Genomic DNA, 24,422 nt, shown 5'->3' on the forward strand with positions numbered 1-24,422 from the left:
ATCTTTTTTTTTACACTAATTTACTACAAATTTAGAGTAACTTTACTAAAATAAACATAAATAAAAATTATATTTTCTTATTTTTGCATCACAAATTACTATCAACATGACTATAACTCAATTGCAATATGTGTTAGCGGTGGCTGAGCATAAAAATTTCACTCTTGCTGCTGAAAAATGCTTCGTAACACAGCCAACTTTAAGTATGCAAATACAAAAAATCGAAGAAGAACTTAATATTTTAATTTTCGATAGAAGTAAAAAACCAATTCAGCTTACTGATATAGGACAGAAAATTGTAAATCAGGCTAAAAATATCGTAAACGAGGCTGATCGTATAAAAGATATTGTAGAACAACAGAAAGGTTTTATTGGAGGAGAATTTCGTTTAGGAATTATTCCAACGATTATGCCTACGCTTCTACCAATGTTTTTGAATAATTTCATTAAAAGATATCCGAAAGTAAAACTCTTAATCGAAGAGTTGAATACCGAGGAAATTATTCTAAAGCTAAAAAATGGACATTTGGATGCCGCGATTGCCGCAACTCCGCTAGAAGACGAAAAAATCAAAGAGATTGTTTTGTATTTTGAGCCATTCGTAGCCTATATACCAGAACACCACGCAAGTTTCCAGAAAGAAGAAATTGAAGTTGCCGACTTAAATCTAAATGAAATTCTTTTACTACAAGACGGACATTGCTTTAGAGACGGTATTTTAAATTTATGTAAAAATGTCTCAGACGCCGACCAAAACAATTTCCAGATTCAAAGCGGTAGTTTTGAAACCTTAATTAAATTGGCAGACGAAGGTCTTGGTACAATGTTACTTCCGTACTTGCACACTTTAGACTTAAAAGAATCCGACAAACTGAAGCTCCGTAATTTTAAGGAGCCAAAACCTGCTCGAGAGGTAAGTCTGATCTACCCAAAGAGCGAATTAAAAATGCAAATCATTGACGCATTAAGATCTACAATTGCTGGCGTCGTAAAAGGTGCAATTGTTTTCCAGAATGTTCAAATCATTAGTCCATTACAAAAGAAAGCGTAATAAAAAAGGAGCCAATTTGGCTCCTTTCTTTTTATACTTTAATTAGTTGTAGACTTTGTTTTAATTCTGGTTTTCCAACAACGAAATTAAGTAACCACTCTTGTAATTGTTCCATTTCGTAAGGTAACAGAGTTTTGATAGCTTTTTCTAGCTCTTTGCAGAAAAGTATCGGATCGAAACTAACTCTCTCAAGTATTGATTTCGTGTAATCAAACATCATTTTTGACATAATAAAATAAGATTTTCGGGGGTTATCTATTTTTTTAAACTCGAGCCAAATTTAAACAAATAACTAACATAAATTCTACTTTTAACTTATTTTTTTAAAAAATTTAGCAACGAATACGTTTTCTTAAAACATATAAATCAATGTAGAACTATTCTAAATAACTCATTTAAACCTTTTTAAAGGCCCTAAACATTTCTCTTTTCCCTGGAGGTCCTGCTAATTTTTCTACACTAAACCCAACTTCAATCATGCTTCTTTTAACAACTCCTCTCGCTGCGTAAGTTACAAGAACTCCATTTGGTTTTAAACTGTTATACATTTTCTGAAAAATTTCAGTACTCCAAAGTTCCGGTTGCACTCGGTAACCAAAGGCGTCAAAATAAATCAAATCAAAAATTTCAAAATCGTTTATTTCGTGAAAAAATTGTTTTCTTTTGGTTAACGAGAACTGGTCGCAAATTTCTATTTTTTCGTTCCATTCCGATTTATGCATTTTTTCAAAAATGTTATAAAATTCCGATGCTTCTAATTCTTCAGCATAATTCATTGCCAGAATCTCCTCTGCATCTACTGGGTATGCTTCTACTCCAACATAATCGATAGTCTGCTTCTTTCTAACAGATTCTAAAAAAGTTATAAAAGCATTCAAACCAGTTCCAAAGCCTATTTCCAATATGCTTATCGGATTTTCAAATAACGATAGACCGTTTTTAATAAAAACGTGCTTCGCTTCCTGAATTGCGCCATGTTTAGAATGATAGCACTCATCCCATTCTGGCAAACGAATTGTAGTTGAGCCATCTAGCGTTTTAATTATTTCTCTTTTCACTTTTTTTAGAATTTTACAATAGCTTTTTATTGGTTTTCAAGCCATTTTAATAATCAAATTTAATCAAAACTAATGCGTAAAGCCTTAAAAAACCATACTTTTTTCATAAAATCTTTATAAAAATCAATTAAATATTTGAGTTTATTATAGGATAAATAAATCTCAGTCAAAACCATCAAATAATGAATTTTCGCTAAGCATTTTACATATTTTTACGTAATTTTGCATTCAATAAATTCCATTTTAAATGATATCGTCACTTTAGATTTCTGATAGTGAAGAGTATCTCACAAAAAAACTTACATAACTATGAGTACAACTCAAACAAGCAAAATTGAAATCATTAAAGCTACTTCTACAAAAATAAACGAAGTAGATTTTGACAACTTAAGTTTTGGTGCTGTATTTACAGACCATTTATTCGAATGCGATTTTAAAAACGGGCAGTGGCAAAATCCTGTCATTAAGCCTTATGCTCCAATTTTAATGGATCCATCTTCAAAAGTCTTCCATTATGGACAAGCAATTTTCGAAGGAATGAAAGCTTATAAAGATGACAATAACGATGTTTGGTTGTTTAGACCAGATGAAAACTTTAACCGTTTCAATAAATCTGCTGTAAGAATGGCAATGCCAGAAGTTCCTGAAGCTATTTTTATGGATGGTTTAAATGAATTATTGAAATTAGACAAAGACTGGATTCAAAGAGGAAACGGAGCTAGTATGTACATTCGTCCATTTATGATTGCTACAGGTCCTGGAGTTATTGCAAATCCTTCTGACGAATATAAATTTATGATTTTACTTTCTCCTGCAAAAGCATATTATGGAGGCGAAGTAAAAGTTATCATTGCAGAGCATTTCAGTAGAGCTGCAAATGGTGGTATCGGTGCTGCAAAAGCTGCCGGAAACTATGCTGCTCAATTCTACCCAACTAACTTGGCAAACAAAGATGGTTTCCAACAGGTTATTTGGACAGATGATGCAACACACACAAAATTAGAGGAAGCGGGAACAATGAATGTTTTCTTCAGAATCAACGATACTTTATTAACAGCTCCAACAAGCGAAAGAATTTTAGATGGTGTTACCAGAAAAAGTTTGATTGCTATGGCAGAAAAAGAAGGATTAAAAGTTGAAGTTCGCCCTGTAACTGTTTCAGAATTAGTTGAAGCAGCTAAAAACGGATCTTTAAAAGAAATCTTCGGTGCTGGAACTGCTGCAGTTATTAGCGTTATCAAAGGATTCTCTTATAAAGATGAATATTACGAAATGGCTCCAATTGAGAATTCTTATGCTTCTTTCTTAAAAGAAAAATTAACAAGTCTTCAAAACAAACTTTCTGAAGATACTTTTGGATGGACAGTTAAGGTTCAATAATCCAAAACCATATAAAAAAAAGAAACCCGATAAATTTACTTTTATCGGGTCTTTCTTTTTTATAATAATTTAGAAAAATCAGGTTTAAAATAATTTGGGCCTTTCATTACTTTTCCGTCTTCACGATAAATTGGTTTTCCATCTTCGCCCAATTTACTCATATTACTGCGTTGGATTTCATCAAAAACAGCTTCAATTTTATCTTGAAGTCCGTGCTCGATAATTGTTCCGCACAAAATATACATCATATCTCCAAGTGCATCTGCAATTTCAACCAAATCATTATTTTGAACCGCCTCGTAATATTCTTCATTTTCTTCCTTCATTAAATTATAACGAAGTAATTTTTTCTCTGCTCCTACATCGGCAATTGGAGTTGCGCTGTGGCCAATTTTAAAAGCAGTGTGAAATTCGGTTACGGCGTCAAGTTGTTTTTTCATATAGTCGTTTTCTTTTTTTTTTGCTAATTTAAGTCACTTTCTTATAAATCTGAAAATTTATTGAATGAAATGAAAAGGCAATTTAGCAGCAAATCGTTTACAAATCTCTAAATTTGCTAAAAATTTTTATAACTATGTTTAGTCAAGGTCAAATACTATTTGGAGTATGTTTTTTTATCGCTTTTGTAATTATTATGATATTTGCTTATCGAAAAGATTTGAAATTACACAAAGTCTTTTATAAAGGAAATTACAAAGTGCTCCTTGCCTTTCTGCTTTTCATTGTCCTTTTGTTCGTAATTAAAATCTTTCTGAAAAGATAAATTATTCTGGTCGCAATAAAATAAAACCTAATCATTATGGGTTATTAGTAAGACTCATGATAAATTTATAACTTTACCGAAACCAAACAGCCTACCATGAAAATTCTAAAGTATTTATTTCTTTTTGCACTTTTAAGCTTTGTTGCTCTTACTGTTTTTGTTGCTACTCAGAAAGGAGATTTTTCTGTAGAAAGAAGTAAAGTCATCAATTCGCCTCGTGCAACGGTTTATAACTACCTAAACGACTTTAGAAATTACGAAGATTTTGAATCATGGTCTGTTGAAGATCCTTCTATAAAAATGACGTACGCTAATAAAACAAGCGGAAATGGCGCGACGTTTTATTGGGATGGCGCTGATGGAAAAGGAAATTCAATTATCCTTAAAACAAAAGATGGTGAAAGCATTGACCAAAAAATGCAATTTGACGGTACTGAGGCTGACGTAAACTGGACGTTAAAAGATACTTTGAACGGAAAAACAAAAGTGACTTGGAAAGGAAAAGGAACAATGAGCTTTTTGTTTAAAATATATACCGCTTTACATGGAGGTTCAGACAGAGTTATAGGAACCATTTACGAAAAAAGTTTGGCTAATATTGACAAAAATTTAGATTACGAAACCAAAACTTACGCCGTTACAGTAGACGGAGTGGTTAAGAAAACAGAAACGCCTTATATAAAACAGACTTTTACTAGTGAGATTGCCAAAGTAAGTAAAAATGCTAGGATTGTAATTCCGAAGCTTATTCACTTTAGTGAAACAAATGGTTTAGCAGCAAGCGGAAAACCATTCATTATTTATCATACTTACGATACTAAAACAGGTTTAGCAAAGATTTCAATCTGTCTTCCTATTAATAAAGAAATTTCAACTAGTTCAGGAAGTGATATTTTAGCAGGAAAATTAAATGGTTTTGATGCTGTAAAAGCAACTCTTAACGGAGATTACTCTCATAGAAATGAAGCAATTGCAAAAACAACGGCTTACATTAACAACCAAAAAATTATTCCAGATTTGAGCTGGTCACATCTTGAAATTTTGACATTAAGCAAATTAGATGTAAAAGCTTCATCGAAATTGGTTACTGAAATTTATTTTCCGATAAAGCCTAAAGTAGTTCCTGCTACTGTTACTGAGCCTATTTATGCCCCAGAAAACACTGGCGAAGCTCCAAGTGAGCCACGCACGGAACAACCACGCACAGAGCCTGTAAAACGTAAACCCGTTGCGCCAACGCCAGCTCCTGCACAAACACCTGCACAAGAAGAAGATTCAGAGTTTTAAATAATTTCGAAGGTACATTAAACCTTTTGTTTTAAATTCTGTCTAACTTCTATTAAAGAAAGTTTACAAAACAAAAAGTTTGATAGACGAGAAAGAATTTATAAAAGAATTATTAAGTCCCGAAACGCAAAATACTGCGTTTCAAAAACTCTTGTCTGATTATCAGAGACCTTTGTATTCTCATATTCGAAACATTGTTTTGAATCATGATGATGCCGATGATGTTTTACAGAACACTTTTGTAAAAGTCTTTCAAAATCTTAAAAACTTTAAAGGAGAAAGTAAACTTTTTTCCTGGATGTATCGCATTGCTACCAATGAAGCTTTGACTTTTTTATCGCAAAAAGCTAAATTAAGCGGAATTTCATCTGAAGATCTGCAGAATAAAACGATCGATAATTTAAAAGCAGATCTTTATTTTGATGGAGATGATATTCAAATCAAACTTCAAAAAGCAATTGTAGCACTTCCAGAAAAACAGCAGCTCGTCTTTAAAATGAAATATTTCGAGGAATTGAAGTATGAAGAAATCGCAGAAATCTTAGGAACATCTGTTGGAGCTTTAAAAGCATCTTATCATCACGCAGTAAAAAAAATTGAATTATATGTTACATCAAATTAAACCTTTTGTAACAAAAACTATCTTATAAGTATCATGAAAACATTTAAATTAGAAAACGAACCCAAAATAAAATCTGGTTTTAAAACCCCAGACAATTATTTTGATAATTTTTCAGAAAAGGTTTTACAGCAATTAGACAAAAAAGAAGTTAAAGTAATTCCTTTTTACAAACGCAACAAAACAATTTCTTTAGCGGCCGCTGCAGTAATTGGTTTTGCATTATTAATACCGATCGTAAATAATTATAAGGCCAATTCAAACGAGCTTGACGAAGCAACTTTAGAAACTTATTTATCTTATCACTCCAATATCAGCCAATACGATTTAATTCAAACCTTAGACGACAGTGATATAGAAAAATTAAGCAACGATGTCACTTTAGAAGACGAAACACTAGAAGATATTTTAGTTACAAGTCCGAACTTAGAACACTTAATCTCAGAACAAAATTAAATCAAACTTAACTCAACAACTTAGCTTAACAATGAAAATAAAAAACATTTTACCACTCCTGCTATTTCTGACAAGTTTTTCAATTTTTGCCCAAAGCGGAAAAATTGATGAAAAGCGAGAAAAAATTAAAGCTTTTAAAGTATCATTTTTAACAACAGAATTGGAATTAACTTCGACTGAAGCAGAAAAATTCTGGCCTATTTATAATGCTTATGACGATAAGCAGTATGAATTAAAGTATTTAAAAATGAAGACTTATCTGAAACAATTAAAAGATGACAATCTTAAAAATCTTTCAGATAAAGAAGCCGCAACGTTATTATCTCAAATAGAAAGTACCGATAAAGAAATATATCAGCTTCGTGAAAAATATATGAGCAGTCTGAAAAAAGTCCTTCCTGCAAAGAAGATACTATTACTTAAAAAATCAGAAGACGATTTTAATCGAAAATTATTGCAGCAATATCGAGATAAAGGCAATAAAGACTAGTTAAAGAAACAACAGCGATAAGAACCCTATATAATAATACTTACTTTATTATTTAGGGTTCTTATTTTTTTATTTAAAATTAAGTCTAACTACCTTATTGTGTCCTGCAGCGATAGCAGTATTTCTATTCACAAAGCGAATGGTAAAAAACTTGGTATCTGTAGAGAGCTGCATCCAGTTTTCTCCTCCATTTTGAGAATATTGTATTCCTTCTGAGCCTACACAAACAATTTCTCTTCCATTACCTCCTGGAACGTATTGTATGCATGACGCATAACCAAATCCCATATTCTGACCAATTAATTGCCAAGTCTTACCCCCATCTTTTGTAAAAGCCTTATTATTAGCTTTATTATTAGGAAGATCATAATCTCCTCCTGCAATAAAACCTTGTTTAGAATCGTAAAAATCGGCAGTAAAAATTCCTGTCATTTGTTTTCCTTGTACAATAGGAGTTTCTACAACTTTCCAGGTTTTTGCTTTATCTGGAGAATAAAAAACACGTGCTTTTTTTCCGCCCGAAACCAACCATGTATCATTTCCTTTTATAACAATGTTGGTATTACTGGCTGCAAAAGCAGCTTCTCCTGTACTATTTGTCGGTAATTTATCAGATAATAATTTAGTCCAAGTTTCTCCTCCATCTCGGGTAACAATAACAGAAAAAGTATCTTCAGTTGGGTCGCCAATAGCAATTCCTTCTTTATCGTTCCAAAACTGCATGCTATCGTAAAAAACTTTCGGATTAACTTCTTTATAAACCAATTTAACTTTTCGGTCCTTTTTAGAAACAGAATAAAGAAGCGCTGGATTTGCTACGCTCAACAAAAAAATATCTTTTGATGTTTGCGCAATACTTCTAAATTCTAATTTAAGTGTATCACGGTAAATATGTTCTTCAAATTTTTCTTTTTTATCCAAATCATAATACCCAAAACGAGAATTATCAGCACCGTACCAAACTTTATTTTTATCAATAAGAATTGCCCTAATACTAATTCTGTCTTTAAACAATGTATCTATTGTCATTGATGTAAATCCACCATTAAAGGGAATTTCAGTTTTAAAATTAAATGTTGTAAAAGACATCAATAAAATAAAGATACCGCAAAATAAAGCAAGTTTTCTCATAGGAAATTTAAAATTTGGTTAACGCTAAAATACGATTATTTATAAAATTTCAAAATCATTCTGTATTCTTTTCTGGCACAGTAATTGTTTTCTTACAAAACAAATTTAACAAGTAAAATATGAAAAATATATTATTTATAGGGATTTTTATACTATTAGTAAATTCCACGTATGCCCAACAAGCAAATGTTTATGCTAAAAACTCTTATGTAGAAAACAATTTAGACCTAAATGCTGTCTCAATGATATTTTCTCAATCTGTAGACGCAGCAGATTTTGAAACAAGATTAAATTATCCTGATGAAAGAATCTCAAACTTAGATTTAAACCATGATGGAAAGGTTGATTATTTAAGAGTTACAGAAAAAATTCAAAACAATATTAAAATCATCATTATTCAATCGGAAATACAACCAAACATATTCGAAGATGTCGCGACCATTAATATTATCATGAATTCTAAAAATACAGGCTACAGTAACGATTCTGGAATTCGACCAAAAGATATTATTATTCCATTTGTATTTACAGTTTTGGACGTATTTCTTCATAGACGATAACAAAAAAAAATACTGATAATCAACAAACTAACCCCATAATCTAATTGAATAAATTTTATGGCACAGTAATTGGATATCTCAGAATATTAATCTTCAATATGATTTTATCATGAAAGCGAAAATACTTTTACTAGCCCTATTTGCATTAGGAATTAGTTCTTGCCAAGCCCAAGCTGGAGCTACTGTTTATGCAAAAAACTCAGATATAAGCGATAACTTAGATTTAAGAGCTGTTGCTTCGATGTTTGGAGAATCAGCTAACCTTCAAGATTTTGAAAGACGTTTAAATGATCCTAAATATCAAATATCAAACTTAGACCTTAATGGCGATAACGAAGTAGATTATCTTCGCGTTATTGAGAGTGTAGAAAACAGAACACACGTTGTTATTATCCAAGCAGTTTTAGATCGTGATGTTTATCAAGACATTGCAACTATCGATGTGGAGAGAGACAATTACAACAAAGTAAGTGTTCAGATTGTAGGAAACACTTATTTATACGGAGCAAATTATATTTATGAGCCTGTTTACAGTGTTGTTCCTGTGATTTACACTTCGTTTTGGGTAACCAATTACAGACCTTATTATTCAACTTGGTCTTGGGGTTATTATCCAACGTATTATACTGCGTGGACACCTTACCCTGTTTACAGATACAGAAGTAATGTCAATGTATGCATCAATGTACACAATACATACAACTATGTAAATGTGAGAAGAAGCTACAGAGCTCCTGCAATTTATGAAACAAGACGTACTTATGGTTACGAAAGAATGCGTCCGAATTATAGTTTTGCAGAAAGACATGCTAACACCACAAACCGATATGAATTAGATCAAAGACGTGTTGTAAGCAGAGAAACTAATAGAAATACTTACAATACAAACAGAAATTACAGTGGCAGAACAACATCTAACAATGGAGTTTCTAACAGAACATATGCTGATAACAGAGGCACTACAAATAGACCTTCTGTAGATAGAAGCACTAATGGCAATGGAAGCAGTAACAGAGGTTACAATTCTACAGGCAGAAGCACTGAAAATGTAAGTACACAAAGAAGCACAAGCCGTGATTATTCTAATACTACAAATAATGCTCCAAGAACTGAAAGTACTCCAAGAGCGCAAAATACTCAGAGAGTAGATTACGGAAGTAATAATTCTTCTAATGTCTCAAGAGGTACCTCAAGCCGTGAAGCATCTGCTCCAAGAGCAGAAAGAAGTTCAAGAAGTTACTCGGAAAGTCAATCTAGCAGTTCAAATAGGGATTATTCAGCTAGACCACAGCAAAGCCAGCGTTCGGAATCTCCAAGAATGAGCCAGGAATCTTCTAGAGTAAGCCAAGAATCAAGAGGCGGACAAAGCCAGAGAGAAAGCGGCTCAAATTCTAGAGGAAACGGAAGACGAGGTTAATTTTATAAATAAATAATATTCAAAAACAGAAGCACAATTTTACGATTGTGCTTTTTTTTATCTTTTTAATTTTAAATGCCTCTAATTTGTTTTAAAACAGTAAATTTGCAACCGTCTTTTTATAAAATTAACATGAGCGCATCGCATAAAAACTTACATAGTAAGTTGTCTATTGGGGGTTTATTAATTACTTTAGGGATTATTTATGGAGATATTGGAACCTCTCCATTGTATGTAATGAAAGCTATTTTAGGCGATCATACCATAAATGCTGATATTGTTTTAGGAGGTATTTCGTGTGTGTTCTGGACCTTAACATTACAAACTACAATTAAATATGTACTTATTACTCTAAGCGCAGACAACCACGGTGAAGGAGGAATTTTTGCTCTATATGCATTAGTCAAAAAAACAAAAATTCAATGGCTCATAGTACCCGCCATTATTGGAGGTAGTGCCCTGCTCGCTGACGGAATTATAACGCCACCTATTTCGATTTCATCTGCTGTAGAAGGAATTAGAGCTTTCTACCCGACGATGGAAACACAAACCATTGTGTATATCGTAATTACTATTTTATTCATTTTATTTACAATTCAGCAGTTCGGAACTAAATTGGTTGGTAAATTCTTTGCCCCAATGATGCTTATCTGGTTCGCGATGTTAGGAACTTTAGGAACGATTCAAGTAATTAATTATCCTGAAGTTATTAAAGCGATTAACCCGTATTATGCTTATCACTTACTATCTATACATCCTGATGGTTTCTTCGTTCTTGGCTTTGTATTCTTATGTACAACTGGAGCCGAGGCTTTGTATTCTGACATGGGACACTGCGGTAGAAAAAACATCAGAATTAGCTGGATTTTTGTAAAAACTACTTTGGTTTTAAACTATTTCGGACAAGCTGCTTATTTAATTCATCATGAAGGAAGCACTTTGCAGCAATTAGGAGGTGAAAATGGAAACCCATTTTACTTAATTATGCCACATTGGTTTTTACCATTCGGAATTGTAGTTGCAACTCTTGCAGCTGTAATTGCATCTCAGGCGCTTATCTCTGGTTCGTTTACTTTGATTAACGAAGCAATGCGTCTGAACTTCTGGCCAAAAGTAAAAATCAAATATCCTACAGAGGTAAAAGGACAATTATACATTCCGTCAATCAACTGGTTGTTGTTTTTTGGCTGTGTTGGGATTGTTTTACATTTCGAGAAATCAGGAAATATGGAGCATGCTTATGGTCTTGCCATCATTTTGTGTATGATCATGACAACGATTCTCTTAAACTACTACTTAATCATGAAACGTGTAAAACTGTACTTCATGGTTCCATTGATTACGATTTACTTATTGATTGAGTTCAGTTTCCTTTTCGCTAATATTACCAAATTTGCAGAAGGTGGTTACGTAACCTTAATCATTGCAAGTATGCTGATTTCTGTTATGACGATCTGGTATTTGGCTAAGAAAATCAACAAAAACTACACGAAAGTGGTTAAGGTTGATGATTATAAACAAGTTTTAGTAGAACTAAGCCAAGATTTATCAATTCCAAAATATGCAACGCATTTAGTTTATATGACAAATGCTAATCGTGTGGATGAACTGGAGGAAAAAATCATTTATTCTATCCTTCAAAAACGCCCAAAGAGAGCCGATATCTATTGGTTTGTTCACGTTAATATTTTGACAGAACCATACAAAACGCAATATAAAGTTACTGAAATTGCTAAAGACGATATTTATAGAATTGACTTTAACTTAGGTTTTAGAGAACCTACTAAGATCAATTTAATGTTCAGAGAAGTTATCAAAGATATGGTAAAACGCGGAGAAGTTGATATTACCAGCCGTTACGAATCTTTGAACAAAAACAATATTATTGGGGACTTTAAATTTGTATTGTCTGAGAAATTCTTATCAAACGACAATGATTTAAGATGGCATGAAAACATTATCATGAATTCTTATTTCTTCATCAAAAAACTGAGTTTATCTGAAGAAAGAGCTTTTGGTCTAGACAGCAGCTCTGTTAAGATAGAAAAATTCCCAATGGTGCTTCATGCTCCAGAAAATATTGGATTAACGCGTATTATTTCAAAAGAATAAAAAGCTTAACAATAATTTCAAAAACACTCTAATTTAGAGTGTTTTTTTCATTTAGTGAAAGTCTAAAGTAAGATTCAGTATTAAAAATTTAACTTTCAATCAATTAATAGTACCTTTGCAACTCAAATTATAGAAATGAGATTACACAGAAATTTAGTTTATACTACCATTGACTCTTTAAATGCAATTTTCAACGAAGGAGAATATGCAGACAAAGTGGTAGCAAGAGCATTAAAAAAAGACAAACGTTGGGGAAGTTCTGACAGGAAGTTTGTTGCTGAAACCATATACGAAATTGTTCGCTGGAAACGATTATACGCAGAAATTGCCGAAGTAAAAGAACCTTATGACAGAGACAATCTATGGAGAATGTTTGCGGTTTGGGCTGTTTTACGCGGTTATCCAATTCCAGATTGGAGACAATTGGAAGGAACTCCTGAAAGAAAGATAAAAGGCCGTTTTGACGAATTATCTAAAACCAGAGCTATCAAAGAATCTATTCCAGATTGGATGGATGCATTGGGCGTGAAAGAACTTGGAGAAAAAGTTTGGGCAAAAGAAATTGCTGCACAAAATCAGCCTGCAAAAGTTATTCTTAGAACCAATACTTTAAAAGGAACTAAAGAAAACCTTAGAAATACTTTGATGGACTTAAATATTGAAACTGAATATTTAAAAGACCAGCCAGAAGCTCTTGTTTTGAAAGAAAGAGCCAATGTATTTTTAACTGACGCTTTTAAGCAAGGACTTTTTGAAGTTCAAGATGCAAACTCACAATTGGTTGCAGGATTTCTAGATGTGAAGCCTGGAATGCGTGTTGTTGATACATGTGCTGGTGCAGGCGGAAAAACATTGCACATGGCTTCTTTGATGGAAAACAAAGGACAATTGATCGCAATGGACTTGTACGAAAGTAAATTGAAACAATTGAAATTAAGAGCAAAAAGAAATGGCGCTTTTAATATCGAATACCGTATCATCGACAGCACAAAAGTGATTAAAAAATTACATGAAAAAGCAGATCGTGTTTTAATTGACGCACCTTGTAGCGGATTAGGAGTTTTGAAAAGAAATCCTGATTCTAAATGGAAATTACAGCCAGAGTTTATTGATAACATTCGTAAAGTTCAGAGCGAAGTTTTAGAAAGCTATTCTAAAATTGTAAAACCAGGCGGAAAATTAGTTTATGCAACTTGTTCGGTTTTACCATCAGAAAACCAAGAGCAGGTAGAGAAGTTCTTAAAAACAGAAATCGGAAAACAGTTTACTTTTATTGAAGATCGCAAAATGTTGGCTTCAGAATCTGGTTTTGACGGATTTTACATGGCTCTTTTAGAGAGAAAAGCTTAAATTTAAATTCCAACTTATTGCGGAATAACTCAATATTAAAAAATCCAAATTCCAATTTTAAACTTGGAATTTGGATTTTTTTTAATTTTAAAACTTCGAGAGAAGTTTGAAATTTGGATTTTTGATATTGGAATTTAAACTTGTAAAGTAGGTTTACGAAGTAATTTTCCATTTTCGTTTTCTTTGAATTTAGAAACGAAAACTATTTCTTTTGGTTTTTCATATTTCCCTAAAACATCAAAAAAATCAAGTTCAAACTCCTGTTTTTCTCCTTCGATAACCAAAACTAATTTTTCTCCTAAAGTGGTATCGGGAAGCCCGGTAACGAAAAATCTGCTGTTTATTTTTCCGATCAATTTCGCTTCAATCTGTTCTGGGATTAGCTTTACTCCTCCACTATTGATCACATTATCTATTCGTCCTAAAAATTTAAACTGCTGTTCATTCAACAATTCAACCAAATCATTAGTTACAATTGGCTCATCAGAAATCGTCGCAACATTAATTACCAAACACTGGCGATCGTCTTGAGATATTTTCACATTTGGTAGAATCGAAAAAACAGAATCGCCTAAACGTTTCGCAGCGATATGCGTAATGGTTTCAGTCATGCCGTATGTTTCATAGATCTCTGTTTTAAGTGGCAACAGCTTTTCTTCTAAAGCTGAATCTAATTTTGCACCTCCAATAATCAGCTTACGAACTTTAGACAGTCCTGCAATAGAATTTTGAACTTGAAGTGGTACCATAGCTACAAAATCGTAAGTCGTTGCATTTAATTCTAACGGATGAAGACTTGGCGAAACAACATCTAATTCTAAACCTAAAATCAAACTCCTTACCAGCATCATTTTTCCAGCAATAAACTGCGTAGGAAGGCATAATAAAGCTTTATCTCCTGGTTTTAAATCGAAGAAGTCTCCAGTTGCAAGCGCCGACTGTATCATAGCTTGTTTTTTCAACCTAACTAATTTTGGCAGGCCCGTTGTTCCAGAAGTGGTCATTTCGATATAATCTTTTTTATCAAACCAGCTCAAAAAGAACTCCCCTATTGATTGTTCGTAAGCATCTCCTTCTTTGATAAAACTGTAAGCGACCTGACACAGATCTTTTGCATTTAAATGATAGCCATTTAATTTGAAATAATTATGAACGTTATTTTGAGTTAAGTTTTGCATATTCTTAAGCTTTTAATTCGACATATTTAATATTTCCCGTGAGCTTTTCTTTCCAATTTGTCCAACCGTATTTTTTACTGAAAATAAAAAGCAGAATAGGATAAATGACCACAACTGGCAGAATAACATCGATTCCCGCCGAAGGTTCTGAAAGATCTTTAAATATGGAATTAGTTTGAAAAACAGTCCAATCTGATGTAACTAACAAAGCTCCGACAAGATTGTTTGCGGCATGAAACCCCAATGCCAGCTCCATTCCTTCATCCATCAAAGTTATAACTCCTAAAAACAATCCTGTTCCTATGTAATAAATCATTATAATATTTCCCATTTTACCAACTTCTGGATTAGTCCAGTGCATTGAACCAAATATAATAGAAGTCATCAGGAGCGGAAACCATCTGTTCTGGGCTAAATTGGCAAATCCTTGCATTAAATATCCTCTAAAAACATATTCTTCTGTAGTGGTTTGAATCGGAATTAAAATGCAACCTAAAATTACCAATATTAAAAAAGGAACCAATTTAAATTGCAGTACAAATTGTTCGGGAGCTCTTAAATAAACAAACAAAAAACTGACTAATGAGAAAAATGACCACAAGAAAAAAGAAAACCAAATTCGTTTCCAATCTACTTTAGACCTTGAAGTGGTAACGGATAATAAGGTTTGATGATGAATAAATTTTACAACAAAATAAATTCCCGCAAACGCAAAAACAAACGAAATCATTACTAGAAAAAGTGTCGTATTTGATTCGAACATATTCATAATACCCTCGTTAGTAGTTGGAAAAGCTACGTGCTGGGTAAATGTTTTATAGAACACTGCCGCTGTAATTGGAAGTTGGCCAACAAAAGATGCTGAAATAATAAAGACAGACCCTAAAAGATATTTCCAAAATTTATTTTCAGGTTTAATCCCTTGCTCTAAAAACATAAATTTAAAATTTTAAAAAATGAGAATTCAAATTCGATAAGTTAATCTTACTTTTGATATTGCGAAAATACCCCTTTTTATTTTACTAATATTTGAAACGTTTAAATATAACAAAATGATACAAATTTACCATAATCCTAGATGCGGAAAATCAAGAAACTGCCTTGCTTTTATCGAAAAATCGAACCAAGATTTTGAAATCATTCCTTATCTAACAGAAACTCCAACTTTCGAACAGCTAAAAACATTATTGGCACAGTTAAATCTTGATCCTATTCAGCTAATTCGAACCAAAGAAAAAATCTGGATTGAAAACTACAAAGGTAAAACTCTGAGCAACGACGATATTATTAATGCAATGGTAGAAAATCCTATTTTAATTGAGCGTCCGATTGTTGTAAAAGACGGAAAAGCTATAATTGGCCGTGATCCAGAATTGGTCGCTTCTTTTTTAGATTGATTCTAAAATATCCTATTAACATTTTTTTGTGATTTCTCTCTTTAAACCAAAAACTACATTTGCCGTCTAAAGGAATAAAGAAAACCAGAAAATGAAAAAAATCAAATTTGCAGTATTACTTGTATTCTTGTTTACAAGTTTTTACAATTACTCTCAACAAGGAGGCCCAGGTGGCAAAAATAAAGTAAAAGTCACCGGAAAAGTTTTCGAGAAAGTAAGCAAACAGCCCTTAGAATATGCTACTATTTCGATTACTGCTCCAAACGACACAAAAGTTGTCGCTGGAGGTATCACCAATCCAAAAGGAGAGTTTGAGGTTGCTGTTGCACCTGGAACTTACGATATTAAGATTGAATTTATTTCATTTAAATCAACTGAAATTAAGGCAAAAAGTATTCAAGATGACACCAATTTAGGCGTAATAAATCTATCCGAAGATGCTGCGCAGTTAAATGAAGTTGTTGTTCGTGCTGAAAAATCGACAGTTGAGATTAAACTAGACAAAAAAGTTTACAATGTCGGTCAAGATATGATTGTAAAAGGCGGAAGCGTGAGCGATGTTTTAGACAACGTTCCATCTGTTTCTGTTGATACAGAAGGAAATGTAAGTTTAAGAGGAAGCGACAATATCCGTATTTTAATTGACGGAAGACCTTCGCAAGCGATAAACATGGCAGAAGCTTTAAGACAACTTCCTGCAGATGCAATTGATAAAGTAGAGGTTATTACCAATCCATCGGCGCGTTATGATGCAGAAGGTGGTTCTGGAATTATCAACATTATTCTTAAAAAAGGTAAAAACCAAGGCTTCAACGGAACTTTTATTGCTTCAACAGGTTTGCCAGAAACTTACGGTTTAAGCGGTAATTTGAACTATAAAACAGAAAAGTTAAACTATTTTACGACTGCTGGTTACAATTACAGAACTACAGAAGGAGCAGGAAAAACAAACTCTGAATACCTTAATCCAGACGGAACGATAAAAAGCTATTTAGACGAAGACCGCGATACACAACGTATAAGAAAAGGTTTTAACGGAAGAGCTGGTGTAGAATGGACCATAACTCCATCTACATTTTGGACCAATGCTATCAATTACCAAAAAAATTCTGGTGACGATAGAGATTTGATTAACTATTACAATTACGATACTGCTCATAATTTTACAGGAACAACATTTCGTTTAAATAATGCAGATACTGGAAGTGAAAACTTTGAGTACACTTCTAACTTAATTAAAAATTTTAACGATAAAGGGCATAAACTTACTGCAGATTTTTCTATTTCAAGAAATACCGACGATAGCAATAGTACAATTGAAGATTCTCCGAGATTTGATACTACTTTAAACGACCAAGTTCAGAAACAAGTTCTTTTTCAAGCAGATTATGTATTGCCATTAGGAAAAGGCGGACAGTTTGAAGCAGGTTATAAAGGTAGTTTTGGAGATCTGAATAACGAATATTTTGTAACAGATGATCAAGGTGTGAAAAATCCTAATTTATCAAACACCTTAGAGTACAAAGAAAACATCAATGCTCTTTATACCCAGTATGGTTTCAAAGCAAATAAGTTTTCTTATTTATTTGGTTTAAGATGGGAAGACACAGACATTCATGTTAACTTATTAGACAACAGCGATTTCAATACTAAAAAATACAACAACTTATTTCCAAGTGCTTTTGTTAGTTACGAAATCTCAGATCAGAGCAATTTCTCGGCAAGCTACAGTAAACGTTTAACTAGACCTAGAGGTCGTTTCATGAATCCTGCTGTCAACTATGCAAGTAACATTAATATCTTTCAAGGAAATCCAGACTTGGATCCATCTTTAACAGACAAATATGATATTGGCTATATTAAAAAATGGGATAAAGTAACTTTTAATACATCTGCTTATTTTGAAGACACAAAAGACGTTTTCAGCTTTGTACGATCTCCTACAGGTGATGAAGTTAATGGAATTCCAGTTATCAAAAGCCAACCTATTAACTTAGGAAAAGAACAAAAATTTGGTTTCGAATTTACCTTTAATTACACTCCATACAAATGGTGGAAATTAAACAGTAACTTCAACTTTTTTAATGTAAAAACAACTGGAGAACACAGTTATACAGACACACAAGGAAACGAGATTGTTCAAAACTTAGACAATCAGGCTAATTCTTGGTTTGCAAGAGTAAACTCTAAAGTAACGTTGCCATACAAAATTGACTGGCAGTTAACAGCAATGTACAACGGAGAGCAAAAAACAGCTCAAGGTAAAAACTTAGGTCAATTCGGAATGAATACAGCATTCAGTAAAGATGTCATGAAAGATAAAGGAACTATTGCATTCAATATTAGCGATGTTTTCAATTCAAGAAAAATGAGATCTTACACCTACTTAGACAATGTAAATTCATATAGCGAATTCCAATTCCGTAAACGTCAGTTTAATTTATCATTCACTTACCGTTTCAACAAACCAAAAAGCGAAAGAGATAAAAATGCACAGCCAAGAAACGATGGTGGCGGAGAAGGCGGCGGAGAATTTCCGGGTTAACATTTGTTAAATTCCGATACTGAAATTCCAATCTGGAGAAAAAATAAAATGCAAAAAAATCCAAATCCCAATGATAATTGGAATTTGGATTTTTTTATTTCTATACTTTTTAATTAGCTATCCGACTTTGTCAAAGTTTTAAACTTAAAGAATTTGATTTTTTTTGATAATTAGGATTTCCTTTTTTTTTAGCAAAAAAAAAGAACCCTACTGGGTTCTTTTCTTATGACATCAATCTAAAATTAAATAGATTGTTCTTCTTGTCTTTTTCTGGCTCTTTTTTCTTTAATCATTTCCCAGCTTGCTCCCGTAACCCAATAAGATACGAAACCAACTAAGAAAAACATTAACCAAAACCCTATAGTTAGTATGGTTAAGAAAAGTAAAAAGCCTAAGTACTGTGAAAATTCAAACATGTTTTCCGGAATTTTTGAATGTTACGACAAATGTAGGGTATATATTTTTTCTCAGCAATAAAATCTAAATCAATTTTCGTTAAATAACATTTATCCGTATATTTATACTCATTTTAAATAAGCTTTTTTTGAACTTGAAATCCTTTTAAATAAAGAGCCCAGACAATTATTATAATTTTCAGGAGCTATTCCTGCTGTCCGCTGTATCTTTTTATTTTTAAAGAAAAAATAAAAAGGATGCCGCTACCATCAGGGCTAAAAGACTCATTTTCAAAAGAAACTTTCATTTTAAATTTTACAAATAACATTTCACATTTTACAGATAACATTTTTACAAACAACATAATGAAATATAGAATAGAAAAAGACACCATGGGCGAAGTTCAAGTCCCAGCCGATAAATATTGGGGTGCACAAACAGAACGTTCCAGAAACAATTTCAAAATTGGACCAGCGGCATCCATGCCAAAAGAAATTATCGAAGGTTTTGCCTACTTAAAAAAAGCGGCAGCTTATGCCAATTATGATTTAGGCGTTCTAGCAATTGAAAAAAGAGATGCAATCGCAGCTGTTTGCGACGAAATTCTGGAAGGCAAATTAGATGATCAGTTTCCATTAGTAATTTGGCAAACAGGCTCTGGAACACAAAGCAATATGAATGTGAACGAAGTAATTGCAAATCGTGCCCAAGTCCTTAAAGGTTTTGAAATTGGCGAAGGAGAACAATTCATTAAAGCCAATGACGATGTAAACAAATCACAATCATCAAACGATACTTTCCCAACCGGAATGCACATTGCGGCTTATAAAATGGTTGTCGAAACTACTATTCCTGGTGTAGAAAAACTTCACGCTACATTAGCAAAAAAAGCAGCAGAATATAAAGACGTAGTTAAAATCGGGCGTACACATTTAATGGATGCAACGCCATTAACTTTAGGTCAAGAAATTTCTGGTTATGCCGCTCAATTAGCCTTCGGATTAAAAGCTTTAAAAAATACTTTAGCACATTTATCTGAAATAGCTCTTGGAGGAACAGCTGTAGGAACGGGACTAAACACACCAAAAGGCTACGATGTAAAAGTAGCCGAGTATATTGCCAAATTTACAAATCATCCTTTTGTAACGGCTGAAAACAAGTTTGAAGCACTCGCAGCACATGATGCTATTGTAGAAACACATGGAGCTTTAAAACAATTAGCTGTTTCCTTAAATAAAATTGCCAACGATGTTAGAATGCTTGCTTCTGGTCCGCGTTCTGGAATTGGCGAAATTCATATTCCTGAAAATGAACCTGGTTCTTCTATCATGCCGGGAAAAGTAAACCCGACGCAATGCGAAGCTTTAACAATGGTTTGTGCTCAGGTTATTGGAAACGATATGGCAATTGCTGTTGGAGGAATGCAAGGTCACTATGAATTGAATGTTTTTAAACCCGTAATGGCTGCGAACTTTTTACAATCGGCGCAATTACTTGGCGACGCTTGTGTTTCTTTTGACGAACATTGCGCACAAGGAATCGAACCTAATCATAAAAGAATAAAAGAATTGGTAGATAACTCATTAATGCTAGTTACCGCTTTAAATACAAAAATCGGTTACTATAAAGCTGCCGAAATTGCCCAAACCGCTCACAAAAACGGAACTACTCTTAAAGAAGAAGCAGTTCGTTTAGGTTATGTAACTCCAGAAGATTTTGATGCTTGGGTTAAACCTGAAGACATGGTGTGAATTGTTGATGATTGATGGTTGATGGTTGATGGTTGATGGTTGATGGTTGATGGTTGATGGTTGATGGAAACTAATAATATGAAAAGAGGGATTTCTCAAATTGAGAAATCCCTCTTTTCATAACCATTTATAATTAATCATTAAAAACTATTTTCCATCTACATAATCCTGTAAATAACTAAATCTCTCGGTCAATTTTCCATTTTCTGTGATTTTGGCGCGTTTTAAGATTCCGTCTTTATCTCCGTTGAAGAAAGCCGGAATTACATGTTCCATAAATTGTTCTCCGAAACCTTCGCTCGCATCTTTTGGAATTTCGCAAGGCAAATTATCTACCGCCATAACTGCAACAGCTGCAGGATGAAAGAAATCTACTTCACGATCTTCTAACGGAAAATAACCATATAACGGTTCTTCAATTGTAGAAGATCTTATCGTACAAGCAATTGGACCATTTACATCACAAGAAATATCAGCCACAACTTTCAATTTGCAATCACTTGCATTCAGCATTTCTTTAGTTAAAATCATTGGTGCATTACTTGCATAAAAATGTCCCGCAAAATAGATATCAGAAACTTTTGTGAATCTTTCAAAATCAGATTCATATTCCTCCGGATGATTCACAAAATCTGTAAAATCTAAAACCTGACCGTCTTTTCTCTTGTTATATTCCAAAACATCCAACTGCACATAAACCGCTTGAGCATATTTTTTAGTCAAATAATTATCTATCATAATTTCTTTCACTTTTATGGCATCCAAAATTTCTTTTGCTCCGCTCCCCACCTTTCCAGTTCCCGTTACTACAAACTTTAGGGCTGGCATTGTTATGCGTTTTAAGTGCTTTATCAAATCCTCTTTCCCTGAAAGGGTTTCTGCTTTTGGAAGTTTAAACAATTCAAATTTAATTCCGAAAGCACGAATTCCATTGTAAACACCAACCATTCCGGCATATCTTCCGAAACCAATTAAACGATGGTCGTGTTCATTAACAATAGTTTCATGATCGTATAAGTCAATATTTTTTTCTAAAATTGCCTGAAGCAATTTTCTGTTATGAGGCTGTTTTTTAATAGTATGCGAAAAAAAGAAATAAGCTTTATTAGGAATCAAGTCTGCTACGGGAACTTCTTTTACACCAAATAACACATCGCAGTCAGATACATCATCGGCAACTGTAATTCCCATATTTTTATAATCATCATCAGAAAATATTCTTATATCAGAACTCTCCACTTTTACAGAAGCATCGTGATAAAGTTGTTTTAACCTTGTCAATTCATTTGGAGAAAAAACGACTCTTCTATCTGGCGGATTTTTTCTCTCTTTTATGATTCCAAATTTCATTTAAACTGATTTTTAATATTAAATAATATAACTTTTTACAATGTATTTGTTTCAAATATAACAAATTTAGTTAAAATTTTGTTTCAAAAATTCAATTTAAAATGCTTCAAAACCGTTAAAAGCTGAAAAACAATCGACTAAAATTTACTTTTCTTAAAATTATGTTAAAAAACACAAATTAAAGCCTCAGAACTAAGAATACAACAAAATGGAATTCGATATATTTGTTTTTAAAGAACGATGCAAATGATTTTCCTTAAAAAGACAAAGATACCACAAATACTTTTTTCAGTACTTGTTTTAAGTTCATGTGGCCAAAACAAAAAAACAGCAATAGATACTACTCAGACAGTCGAAGATACCTTACCTAAAATGAAGCCTTTAGGTGCAGAACCAAAAGTTTCTCAGGCTTATAAAAACTCAGTTGTCGGCAGAATAAATCACTTTTACAACAAAAATTGGCCTAATAATACCATGAACGGAAGCTTCTTGGTTGCCAAAAATGGGCAAATTTTATTTGAAAGATATAATGGTTTTGCTAACAAAAATGAAGGAACCAAAATAACTCCAGAAACACCTGTGCAAATTGCTTCTGTAAGTAAAGTTCTAACTGCTACAGCCGTTTTAAAACTGGTAAATGCAGGTAAAATCGATTTGGATCAGAAAGTAAATACTATTTTAAAGACTTTCCCATACGAAGAATGCACCATTAGAATGCTTTTGGATCATCGTACAGGAATGCGTAATTACGCTTATTTTACCGATCGCGATAAATCAATCTGGGACAGACATAATCAATTGACAAACAAAGATATTCTTGATATTTTAGCAACAAAAGATATTGGTTTAGAGTCTAAAACAGGAACTCGTTTTAGTTACTGCAATACTAATTATGCAATGTTGGCGCTTATTATTGAAAAAAGCACTGGTTTAAGTTATAAAGAGGCAATGTCTGAAATGATTTTTAAGCCACTAGGAATGAAAAATACCTACGTTTTTGATGATGATAAAGACAGAAAAAAAATTGTTCCTTCGTATAAAGGTAACGGCGTAGAAATTGGCTTTGATTATCTAGACAATGTTTACGGAGATAAAAACATTTTCTCTACTGCCAGAGATCTTTTAAAGTTTGATAGAGCAAGACAATCGCCAGATTTCTTAAAACCTGAATTATTGAAACAAGTTTATACAGGTTACAGTAACGAACGCAAAGGAACTAAAAATTATGGTCTTGGAATTAGAATGATTAACTGGGAAACCGGTCAGAATTTCTATTTTCATAATGGCTGGTGGCACGGAAATACCTCATCTTACATTACTTTGATGAATGAAGGCGTAACCATTATTGCACTCTCAAATAAGATGACAAGAAACACTTACGCAGTCCGTAAATTAGCTCCTGTTTTTGGAGATTATCCTTTTAATTTTAAAGACGAAGAGTAAAAATAGTCATAATGTCAAAATTCGAAAGTCTTAAAGCAAAAAGACACAATAGCCCACAAATATTTGACTTTTAAAAAGTTACAGTTTTTAACTTTACAACTTCCGACTTTGTGACTTTTGACTTTCGAATTTTTCTGAAAATTTTAGCAGAAACTAATTTCAAATACTCTAAATTTGCAGACTTATTTTTGGGGTCGACTGGTTTTGACAGCGAGTCGAATTGAACAGTAAGCACGTCGAGCATTGAGACCTTGCTCGTAAATATAAGATCTCGAACTTTTACACGGCGAAAATAATTACGCTTTAGCTGCATAATCCGAATCATAGTAAGATTGCGCCACGTCTCTACAAGGTAGAGAAGCTGGATTCTCCTGGAAAGCCTTGGTTTGTGGCGTTCCGTTCAGGGGAACCGTAAAAATAAACCTAGATTTCCATGAGCTTCGGGTGGATTTCGAAATTTAAGAAGATAAGTGTTGGGTGGTTGTTTCTGGCCTAGCTCAACATCGAAAATCTAATCAGGAAATAAACGTGTAGAAAGCTCTTTAGTTGCTTGTTTGGACCCGGGTTCGATTCCCGGCGACTCCACAAAAAAGCCTGTAAACTATTTGTTTACAGGCTTTTTTTATTCAATTCAAACTTAGTTTAAGTCTTATTATCATAAACGACAAATACGGCTTCCCTACAAAGA

22 protein-coding genes and 1 other RNA gene are annotated in these 24,422 nt (G+C 33.1%); 15 read left to right on the plus strand and 8 right to left on the minus strand.

From position 1 onward, the window contains the following. Positions 1-106 precede the first annotated feature (106 nt). Complete coding sequence (locus tag M0M44_RS22175) at positions 107-1,051, plus strand: LysR substrate-binding domain-containing protein (RefSeq protein WP_248727680.1); 945 nt, start codon at positions 107-109, stop codon at positions 1,049-1,051. A gap of 31 nt (positions 1,052-1,082) precedes the next feature. On the opposite strand, the gene M0M44_RS22180 is transcribed toward M0M44_RS22175, so the two are convergent. Both M0M44_RS22180 and mnmC2 read right to left on the minus strand, forming a co-directional pair. Further along, positions 1,083-1,280, minus strand: coding sequence for a hypothetical protein (locus M0M44_RS22180; protein WP_095928926.1), 198 nt, complete (start codon positions 1,278-1,280; stop codon positions 1,083-1,085). Positions 1,281-1,446: 166 nt separating this feature from the next. Next, on the minus strand, positions 1,447-2,109 hold the full coding sequence (gene mnmC2, locus M0M44_RS22185; protein WP_248727681.1) for a tRNA (5-methylaminomethyl-2-thiouridine)(34)-methyltransferase MnmC2: 663 nt from the start codon (positions 2,107-2,109) through the stop codon (positions 1,447-1,449). A 309-nt stretch (positions 2,110-2,418) separates the two neighbouring features. Here mnmC2 and M0M44_RS22190 point away from each other — a divergent pair, with 309 nt between their 5' ends. After that, complete coding sequence (locus M0M44_RS22190; RefSeq protein ID WP_248727682.1) at positions 2,419-3,489, plus strand: branched-chain amino acid aminotransferase; 1,071 nt, start codon at positions 2,419-2,421, stop codon at positions 3,487-3,489. A 59-nt stretch (positions 3,490-3,548) separates the two neighbouring features. Here the strand turns inward: M0M44_RS22190 and M0M44_RS22195 are convergent, their stop codons facing one another. Further along, positions 3,549-3,929: a pyrophosphohydrolase domain-containing protein gene (locus tag M0M44_RS22195; protein WP_057116704.1), complete on the minus strand. Its 381-nt coding sequence runs from the start codon at positions 3,927-3,929 to the stop codon at positions 3,549-3,551. A 419-nt stretch (positions 3,930-4,348) separates the two neighbouring features. Between M0M44_RS22195 and M0M44_RS22205 the strand changes: the two genes are divergently transcribed. The 4 genes from M0M44_RS22205 (at position 4,349) to M0M44_RS22220 (ending at position 7,104) form a co-directional block, all read left to right on the plus strand. Beyond that, positions 4,349-5,539 carry an SRPBCC family protein gene (locus tag M0M44_RS22205; RefSeq protein WP_248727683.1) on the plus strand — a complete coding sequence of 397 codons (1,191 nt, stop codon included), beginning with the start codon at positions 4,349-4,351 and terminating at the stop codon, positions 5,537-5,539. A 79-nt stretch (positions 5,540-5,618) separates the two neighbouring features. Beyond that, positions 5,619-6,161 carry an RNA polymerase sigma factor gene (locus tag M0M44_RS22210; RefSeq protein ID WP_248727684.1) on the plus strand — a complete coding sequence of 181 codons (543 nt, stop codon included), beginning with the start codon at positions 5,619-5,621 and terminating at the stop codon, positions 6,159-6,161. 33 nt (positions 6,162-6,194) lie between these two features. Further along, the gene (locus M0M44_RS22215) at positions 6,195-6,614 is read left to right on the plus strand and encodes a hypothetical protein (RefSeq protein WP_248727685.1); all 420 of its coding nucleotides are present in this window, start codon (positions 6,195-6,197) and stop codon (positions 6,612-6,614) included. Between the two features lie 31 nt (positions 6,615-6,645). Further along, positions 6,646-7,104 carry a sensor of ECF-type sigma factor gene (locus M0M44_RS22220; protein ID WP_248727686.1) on the plus strand — a complete coding sequence of 153 codons (459 nt, stop codon included), beginning with the start codon at positions 6,646-6,648 and terminating at the stop codon, positions 7,102-7,104. 69 nt (positions 7,105-7,173) lie between these two features. Here the strand turns inward: M0M44_RS22220 and M0M44_RS22225 are convergent, their stop codons facing one another. Then, entirely contained in the window at positions 7,174-8,235 is a 1,062-nt protein-coding gene (locus M0M44_RS22225) for a beta propeller repeat protein (protein ID WP_248727687.1), read from the minus strand. A 119-nt stretch (positions 8,236-8,354) separates the two neighbouring features. Between M0M44_RS22225 and M0M44_RS22230 the strand changes: the two genes are divergently transcribed. The 4 genes from M0M44_RS22230 (at position 8,355) to M0M44_RS22245 (ending at position 13,674) form a co-directional block, all read left to right on the plus strand. Beyond that, a complete protein-coding gene (locus tag M0M44_RS22230) occupies positions 8,355-8,795 on the plus strand; it encodes a hypothetical protein (RefSeq protein WP_248727688.1) in 441 nt (146 codons plus the stop codon). A 109-nt stretch (positions 8,796-8,904) separates the two neighbouring features. Then, positions 8,905-10,212 (plus strand): hypothetical protein, encoded by a 1,308-nt coding sequence (locus M0M44_RS22235; protein WP_248727689.1) that lies wholly within the window; start codon positions 8,905-8,907, stop codon positions 10,210-10,212. Positions 10,213-10,344: 132 nt separating this feature from the next. Next, on the plus strand, positions 10,345-12,324 hold the full coding sequence (locus M0M44_RS22240) for a KUP/HAK/KT family potassium transporter (RefSeq protein WP_248727690.1): 1,980 nt from the start codon (positions 10,345-10,347) through the stop codon (positions 12,322-12,324). A gap of 135 nt (positions 12,325-12,459) precedes the next feature. Then, positions 12,460-13,674, plus strand: a complete 1,215-nt coding sequence (locus M0M44_RS22245; protein ID WP_248727691.1) for an RsmB/NOP family class I SAM-dependent RNA methyltransferase — start codon at positions 12,460-12,462, stop codon at positions 13,672-13,674. Between the two features lie 134 nt (positions 13,675-13,808). Here the strand turns inward: M0M44_RS22245 and M0M44_RS22250 are convergent, their stop codons facing one another. Beyond that, positions 13,809-14,852: an AMP-binding protein gene (locus M0M44_RS22250; RefSeq protein ID WP_248727692.1), complete on the minus strand. Its 1,044-nt coding sequence runs from the start codon at positions 14,850-14,852 to the stop codon at positions 13,809-13,811. Between the two features lie 4 nt (positions 14,853-14,856). Further along, the gene (locus M0M44_RS22255; protein ID WP_248727693.1) at positions 14,857-15,789 is read right to left on the minus strand and encodes a CPBP family intramembrane glutamic endopeptidase; all 933 of its coding nucleotides are present in this window, start codon (positions 15,787-15,789) and stop codon (positions 14,857-14,859) included. 115 nt (positions 15,790-15,904) lie between these two features. Between M0M44_RS22255 and arsC the strand changes: the two genes are divergently transcribed. Then, a complete protein-coding gene (gene arsC, locus M0M44_RS22260; protein ID WP_248727694.1) occupies positions 15,905-16,249 on the plus strand; it encodes an arsenate reductase (glutaredoxin) in 345 nt (114 codons plus the stop codon). A gap of 91 nt (positions 16,250-16,340) precedes the next feature. Further along, complete coding sequence (locus M0M44_RS22265; RefSeq protein WP_248727695.1) at positions 16,341-18,794, plus strand: TonB-dependent receptor; 2,454 nt, start codon at positions 16,341-16,343, stop codon at positions 18,792-18,794. Between the two features lie 242 nt (positions 18,795-19,036). Here the strand turns inward: M0M44_RS22265 and M0M44_RS22270 are convergent, their stop codons facing one another. Then, positions 19,037-19,210 carry a hypothetical protein gene (locus M0M44_RS22270; RefSeq protein ID WP_111288649.1) on the minus strand — a complete coding sequence of 58 codons (174 nt, stop codon included), beginning with the start codon at positions 19,208-19,210 and terminating at the stop codon, positions 19,037-19,039. A gap of 345 nt (positions 19,211-19,555) precedes the next feature. Between M0M44_RS22270 and fumC the strand changes: the two genes are divergently transcribed. Then, positions 19,556-20,941: a class II fumarate hydratase gene (gene fumC / locus M0M44_RS22275; protein WP_248727696.1), complete on the plus strand. Its 1,386-nt coding sequence runs from the start codon at positions 19,556-19,558 to the stop codon at positions 20,939-20,941. Between the two features lie 147 nt (positions 20,942-21,088). On the opposite strand, the gene M0M44_RS22280 is transcribed toward fumC, so the two are convergent. Then, positions 21,089-22,291: an NAD(P)-dependent oxidoreductase gene (locus M0M44_RS22280; RefSeq protein ID WP_248727697.1), complete on the minus strand. Its 1,203-nt coding sequence runs from the start codon at positions 22,289-22,291 to the stop codon at positions 21,089-21,091. Positions 22,292-22,531: 240 nt separating this feature from the next. Between M0M44_RS22280 and M0M44_RS22285 the strand changes: the two genes are divergently transcribed. Both M0M44_RS22285 and ssrA read left to right on the plus strand, forming a co-directional pair. Beyond that, the gene (locus tag M0M44_RS22285; protein ID WP_248727698.1) at positions 22,532-23,734 is read left to right on the plus strand and encodes a serine hydrolase domain-containing protein; all 1,203 of its coding nucleotides are present in this window, start codon (positions 22,532-22,534) and stop codon (positions 23,732-23,734) included. A gap of 190 nt (positions 23,735-23,924) precedes the next feature. Further along, positions 23,925-24,322, plus strand: a transfer-messenger RNA (tmRNA) gene (gene ssrA, locus M0M44_RS22290). Positions 24,323-24,422 lie beyond the last annotated feature (100 nt).

The sequence above is a fragment of the Flavobacterium humidisoli genome (assembly GCF_023272795.1).
Classification (GTDB): domain Bacteria; phylum Bacteroidota; class Bacteroidia; order Flavobacteriales; family Flavobacteriaceae; genus Flavobacterium; species Flavobacterium humidisoli.